This window comes from Psychrobacter sp. CAL346-MNA-CIBAN-0220 (assembly GCF_040309805.1).
Lineage (GTDB): Bacteria > Pseudomonadota > Gammaproteobacteria > Pseudomonadales > Moraxellaceae > Psychrobacter.
The window spans coordinates 1-274 of the sequence record NZ_JBEOPF010000251.1; the positions used below are offsets into that span (position 1 = coordinate 1).

Consider the following 274-nt stretch of genomic DNA (forward strand, 5'->3'; position numbering starts at 1 on the left):
GGATTAGGCTTGAACGAGGGTTAAATGCCAAGCTTGCATCAAAATCAATACCTGCTTTTTCTTCTCCCGCATCGCGAGAGCCTGCAACCGCACCGACTTCAACTAAACCAAGTTGATTTACAGTGGCAATAAAACCAGGGGTCACGATTTGACCTTTGGCATCAATAATTTTATCTGCTTTAACATCGCTAGGATTGATTGCAGTAATTTTGCCATCATTCATTACGATGCTGGCAGACTCTAATACGCCTTGATCTGAGGATGTATGTAAAGT

General features: G+C 42.3%; 1 protein-coding gene. It reads right to left on the reverse strand.

Annotated elements, in window-relative coordinates; translation table 11 throughout:
* On the reverse strand, positions 1–274 hold a 274-nt coding region (locus AAEY88_RS13530), incomplete at both ends, for a hypothetical protein (protein ID WP_350563221.1).